Annotated in this window: 5 protein-coding genes; 1 reads left to right on the top strand and 4 read right to left on the bottom strand. The window is 66.0% G+C overall.

What is annotated here, in order from left to right:
• Positions 1-332 (top strand): hypothetical protein (locus H0X90_RS36025; RefSeq protein WP_196438140.1); only part of this gene is annotated, 332 nt, incomplete at its 5' end.
• 1,064 nt (positions 333-1,396) lie between these two features.
• On the opposite strand, the gene H0X90_RS11315 is transcribed toward H0X90_RS36025, so the two are convergent.
• From H0X90_RS11315 to H0X90_RS11300, 4 genes are all read right to left on the bottom strand, one after another.
• A complete protein-coding gene (locus H0X90_RS11315; protein ID WP_034201438.1) occupies positions 1,397-2,407 on the bottom strand; it encodes a HoxN/HupN/NixA family nickel/cobalt transporter in 1,011 nt (336 codons plus the stop codon).
• A 165-nt stretch (positions 2,408-2,572) separates the two neighbouring features.
• Complete coding sequence (gene fusA, locus H0X90_RS11310) at positions 2,573-4,684, bottom strand: elongation factor G (protein ID WP_006496147.1); 2,112 nt, start codon at positions 4,682-4,684, stop codon at positions 2,573-2,575.
• 239 nt (positions 4,685-4,923) lie between these two features.
• Positions 4,924-5,424: a DUF192 domain-containing protein gene (locus H0X90_RS11305; RefSeq protein WP_006496146.1), complete on the bottom strand. Its 501-nt coding sequence runs from the start codon at positions 5,422-5,424 to the stop codon at positions 4,924-4,926.
• Positions 5,425-5,584: 160 nt separating this feature from the next.
• Positions 5,585-5,800 carry a hypothetical protein gene (locus H0X90_RS11300; protein ID WP_011352970.1) on the bottom strand — a complete coding sequence of 72 codons (216 nt, stop codon included), beginning with the start codon at positions 5,798-5,800 and terminating at the stop codon, positions 5,585-5,587.
• Between the last annotated feature and the right edge of the window lie 235 nt (positions 5,801-6,035).

The raw sequence follows: 6,035 nt of genomic DNA, 5'->3' as shown, positions 1-6,035 counted from the left end.
CCGCCGTTGCCGTTGCCGCCGTTGCCGCCGCCGTTGCCACCGCCACCGCCACCGCCGTTACCATGGCCGCCGCCATTGCCGTGACCGCCGCCGTCACCATGGCCGCCGCCGTTGCCGTGACCACCGTCACCATGGCCACCACCGTGGCCGTGACCGCCGCCATCACCGTCGCCATCGCCGTGGCCGCCACCATGGCCATGACCACCGCCGTCACCGTCGCCATCGCCGTGGCCGCCACCATGGCCGTGACCACCGCCATCACCATCGCCGCCACCATGGCCGTGACCACCGCCATCACCATCGCCGCCACCACCGTGCCCACCGCCACCTGAGGTGCCGCCACCTGAAGTGCCACCGCCTGAAGTGCCACCGCCCGAAGTGCCGCCACCTGAGGTGCCTCCACCGGAAGTGCCGCCGCCCGAAGTGCCGCCGCCCGAAGTGCCGCCGCCCGAAGTGCCGCCACCCGAAGTGCCTCCGCCCGAGGTGCCGCCACCTGAGGTGCCGCCGCCTGAAGTGCCACCGCCCGAAGTGCCGCCACCTGAGGTGCCTCCACCGGAAGTGCCGCCGCCCGAAGTGCCGCCACCCGAAGTGCCTCCGCCCGAGGTGCCGCCACCTGAGGTGCCGCCACCGGAAGTACCACCACCGGAAGTGCCGCCACCCGAACCACCGTTACCCGACGCATTGCCTCCGCGGCCGGTGCCGCTCGTACTGCCTGAAGTTCCACCTGTCGTTCCACCGACACCGGCCGGTCCGACGGCCCCGTTCCCGTTATTTCCGCCGCTACCGGTCCCGTTGCCACTGCCATTACCGCTGCCGCTGCCGCTTCCATTCCCATTGCCGCTGCCGCTCGCACCGGCCCCGCTGTTGCCGACGCCCCGACCGGCATAAACGTGCACCGCGCACGCGGCCGGATTGGCGGCGCACGGCGAGGCATTCTCGACCAGCGTCATGATGGTGTCCGCGCTGGCGTTCGCGGCGGACGCGGTGTCGGGCGTGGTGTTTTGTGCGACGGCATACGAGCAGCAGCACGCAAACGCGGCCGCGGCCAGCAAGGTTGCACGAGGGCGCCGTCCCGCCGCGCGGAACGGTTGTTTCGTCTTATGCATCATGGCCTCCCCATGCGCGCGATGCCTCGTTGCCGCGCGACTATTCACGTGTGGTGCAGGGGGGCTTAAAAGATTCGTTGTCCTATCGTCAGCCGATGACCTCCTGGCCAGCGCTTGACGCTAGCCGCGAACGCGGATCGGCACGCGGGCCCGCCGTGCGCATCCCACTCTGCGAGATTCGTGCCATCGGCCGCGCGGGGCCGTGGCGCAAGGCGGGCGCAGTCGCGTGACCACGCATGCAACGTCGTTGGGGAGGGTTTTGTTTCCGGAATGAAACGTCGGGGCGTCGTTCAGCGCGCCGGCGCGTCGGCCGCGCGCTGCCAGCGGTGAAACAGGATCGACGCGATCCAGCAGACGAGGAACAGCGCGACGATGCCGTAGCCGATCGAGCCGAAGCGTTCGCCGAGCGCATCGAGCGTGTCGCGCACGGGGCCCGTCAGCGACAGCTTGTCGGCCAGCAGTCCGGCTGCCTCGATCCCGCCGATCGCCAGCGCGACGGCCGCCGACACGAACGTGATGCTCGCGTTGTAGAGCAGCTTGCGCTGCGGATCGTCCATCGCCCAGCCGTATGCGTGAATCATCAGCACGTTGTCGGTCGAGTCGATCAGCGTCATGCCGGCCGTGAACAGCGCGGGAAACAGCATGACCGTATAGATCGGCAGCCCCTGGCTCGCCTGCGCGGCGGCAATCGCGAGCAGGCCGATTTCGGTTGCAGTATCGAAACCGAGCCCGAACAGCACGCCGACCGGGTACATGTGCCAGCTCTTCGACACGAACCGGAACAGCGGGCGCAGCAGCCGCGATACGAGGCCGGCGGGGCGATGATCATGCGCGCCGTCGTGCGCGGGCGCGGATACGCCGCGATAGCGTCGCCACACGTCGCGCAGGATCATCAGGTTCACGCACGCGAGCACCAGCAGGAACGTGGCCGATACCGCCGTGCCGATCGTGCCGCCGATATCGCGGAACGCATCGAACCGGTCGCGCAGCGCGAACGCAGTCAGCGCGATGCCGAGCGTCGCGGCGATCACGATCGTCGAATGGCCGAGCGAGAAGAACAGGCCGACGCTCACCGGACGCTGGCCGTCCTGCATCAGCTTGCGCGTCGCGACGTCGATCGCGGCGATGTGATCCGCGTCGACCGCGTGACGTAGCCCGAGCCCGTACGCGATCGCCGCGGTGCCGAGCAGCAGCGGATGATCGCGCAGCACCGCGAGCGCCCACAGCCAGACGGCGACGTTCGCGGCGATCAGGCCGGCATAGAGAGTCAGCAGGCGGCGCAGGGCAGGGGTGGGCGGCATCGGGCGGGTTCCATCGGACGAATCGCGATCCATTGTGGCACGCGAAAAAAATGTCCGGCGTGCCGATCAAAAAGCCGCGCACGCCGTGGTGCGCCGGATGAAAAAAAGCCCGTCCGGAACCGGACGGGCCTTGCGTGCCTGCGACAGCGCGCGGGCGAACGGCGCTTACTTCGTCTTCGCGCTGATCACGCCTTCCGATACGTTGGCCGGCGTTTCCGCGTACTGCTTGAACTCCATCGTGTACGTCGCGCGGCCCTGCGTGGCCGAGCGCAGCGACGTCGAATAGCCGAACATCTCCGCGAGCGGCACTTCGGCGCGCACGAGCTTGCCGCCGCCGCCCGCGATGTCCTCCATCCCCTGCACGATGCCGCGCCGGCTGGACAGGTCGCCCATCACGTTGCCCATGAACTCCTCGGGCGTCTCGACCTCGACGGCCATCATCGGCTCGAGCAGCACCGGCTTCGCCTTGCGCATCGCTTCCTTGAACGCCATCGAGCCGGCCATCCGGAACGCATTTTCGTTCGAGTCGACGTCGTGGTACGAACCGAACGTCAGGTGCACCTTCACGTCGACGACCGGGTAGCCCGCGAGCACGCCGCTCTTCAGCGTCTCGGTGATGCCCTTGTCGACGGCCGGGATGAACTCGCGCGGAATCACGCCGCCCTTGATCTCGTCGAGGAACTCGTAGCCCTTGCCCGGGTTCGGCTCGAGCGTGATCACCGCATGACCGTACTGGCCGCGCCCGCCCGACTGCTTGACGAACTTGCCTTCGACGTCGGCCGCCGTCGTGCGCACCGTTTCGCGATACGCGACCTGCGGCTTGCCGACCGTCGCCTCGACGCCGAACTCGCGCTTCATCCGGTCGACCAGGATTTCGAGGTGGAGCTCGCCCATCCCCGAAATGATCGTCTGGCCGGACTCTTCGTCGGTCTGCACGCGGAACGACGGATCTTCCTGCGCGAGACGGTTCAGCGCGAGGCCCATCTTTTCCTGGTCGGCCTTCGTCTTCGGCTCGACGGCCTGCGAGATCACCGGTTCCGGGAATTCCATCTTTTCCAGGATGATCGGCTTGGCCGGATCGCACAGCGTGTCGCCGGTGGTCGCTTCCTTCAGACCGACGGCCGCCGCGATGTCGCCCGCGCGCACTTCCTTGATTTCCTTGCGCTCGTTCGCGTGCATCTGCAGGATCCGGCCGAGCCGCTCCTTCTTGTCCTTCGTCGCGTTGAGCACCGTGTCGCCCGACTCGACGACGCCCGAATACACGCGGAAGAAGATCAGCTGGCCGACGAACGGGTCGGTCATGATCTTGAACGCGAGCGACGAGAACGGCTCGTCATCGCTCGGATGACGTTCCGCCGGCTTTTCCGGATCGGCGAAGTCGTGGCCGAGGATCGCGGGCACGTCGACCGGCGACGGCAGGTAGTCGATCACCGCGTCGAGCATCGCCTGCACGCCCTTGTTCTTGAACGCGCTGCCGCACAGCATCGGCACGATCTCGTTCGCGATCGTGCGCTTGCGCAGCGCGGCCTTGATCTCGTCCTCGGTCAGCGATTCATGGTCGTGCAGATACTTCTCGAGCAGTTCCTCGCTCGCTTCGGCCGCGGCCTCGACCATCTTCTCGCGCCATTCGTGCGCGAGCTCGACGAGGTTCGCGGGGATGTCCTCGTAGGTGAACTTCACGCCCTGGCTTTCGTCGTCCCACACGATCGCCTTCATCTTCACGAGATCGACGACGCCCTGGAAATGGTCTTCCGCGCCGATCGGAATCTGGATCGGCACGGCGACGCCTTTCAGCCGCTCGCCGATCTGCTTCTGCACGCGGAAGAAGTCGGCGCCGATCCGGTCCATCTTGTTGACGAACGCGATGCGCGGCACCTTGTACTTGTTCGCCTGGCGCCACACGGTTTCCGATTGCGGCTGCACGCCGCCGACCGAGTCGTAGACCATGCACGCACCGTCGAGCACGCGCATCGAGCGCTCGACCTCGATCGTGAAGTCGACGTGCCCGGGCGTATCGATGATGTTGATCCGGTGTTCCGGATAGTTGCCGGCCATGCCCTTCCAGAAGGCGGTGGTCGCCGCCGACGTGATCGTGATGCCGCGTTCCTGCTCCTGCTCCATCCAGTCCATCGTGGCCGCGCCGTCGTGCACTTCACCGATCTTGTGGCTCACGCCGGTGTAAAACAGGATGCGCTCGGTCGTCGTGGTCTTGCCGGCATCGATGTGAGCGCTGATCCCGATATTTCGATAGCGCTCGATGGGGGTTTTGCGGGGCACGTGAACCTCCTGGTGGTTCGGATCGTAAGCGGGCCGTCTGATTGGGTGCCGGCCCGGGCTGGAACTAGCGAGATTTAAAGGATAGCGCTTGTCCGTGGCTTTTGCAGATGCGGGCAGCGGGTGCCGAATCAAGGCGGGCGCCGCCGGCGGGCGAAAAAAAACCGGCGCCCGACGACAAATGACGGGCGGCCGGCTTTCGGTCGGTGCGCGGCGCGGTGCCGCCGCGCGCGCCGGGGCGGTTACTGGGCCCGCGGCAGGCCGTCGAGCTTCATGCCGGGCTTGATGCCCTTCGCGGCGAACCAGCCCTTGCTCATTTCGAGCGCATAGACGCCGTTGTTGCGCGGGCAGTGGTTGTCGGTGGTTTCCGCGCGCATCTCGTCGATGTCGGTGATCGTGCCGTCGGCACGGATGAACGCGATCGACAGCGGAATCAGCGTGTTCTTCATCCAGAAGCAGTGCACGGCGTTCTCGTTGAAGACGAACAGCATGCCTTCGTTCGGCGCGAGCTGCGAACGGTACATCAGCCCCTGTTCGCGGTCGGCGTCGTTCGCGGCGACGGCCGCGTCGATCACGTACATGCCGGCGCGCAGCTTCACGCGCGGGAACTCGCTCGGCTGCTTGGCACCGGACGGCACTTGCGCGCCGGCGGCCTGCATGCCGAGCGCGAGGACGGCGAGCGCGGCGGGAAACACGGCGGCACGCGCAAGGCGGCCGAGCGACGGGCGCAGGGAGAAGTGCACAGCATGGCTCCTGTCTGGAAAACAAGACCCGCATGGTACGCGATGCGCGCCGGCGGGCACAAAAAAGAAAAAGGCAGATCGCCTTGCGGTGATCTGCCTTTCAACGCCGTAAGAACGGCAAGACTGCGTGTTCTTGACTGCGTTATTACAGCTTGCTTACTTAGTTCGAAGCAGCTGCCGGTGCTGCTGCGTCGCTTGCTGCAGCCTTCTTCGATGCCTTGTGGTGCTTCTTGGCAGCGTGGTGCTTCTTGGCAGCGTGCTTAGCCGGTGCCGAAGCAGCTTCTGCTGCTGCCGGAGCAGCTTCCGGAGCCGAAGCTTGTGCGAAAGCAGCCGTTGCGAAGAGGCCAGCGACCAGAGCGGCGATCAGTTTGTTCATGTTGTGTTCCTCAGCTTTAGTTAATTAACCAAATGACCCGGCAATAGGAGTCATGTCGTCTAACGGTGCCATCCACCTTTCGGTTGACAGACGCTTCGAGAAATTTCTCTTTGCGCTGCGGGCGCCGAATCGTATTCGAATAAAACGTCGCTTTCGTGACGCAAACACGGGTTCGGCTGCCAATGCCGGATAGCTAAGGTTGGCATCTGCGTGGTTTAACGCACGATCTCCGCAG

It is taken from the genome of Burkholderia sp. 9775_39 (genome assembly GCF_015712225.1).
GTDB classification, from domain to species: Bacteria; Pseudomonadota; Gammaproteobacteria; order Burkholderiales; family Burkholderiaceae; genus Burkholderia; species Burkholderia cenocepacia.
The sequence above is the reverse complement of the archived record's forward strand: the minus strand, read 5'-3'. Positions and strand labels throughout refer to the sequence as shown.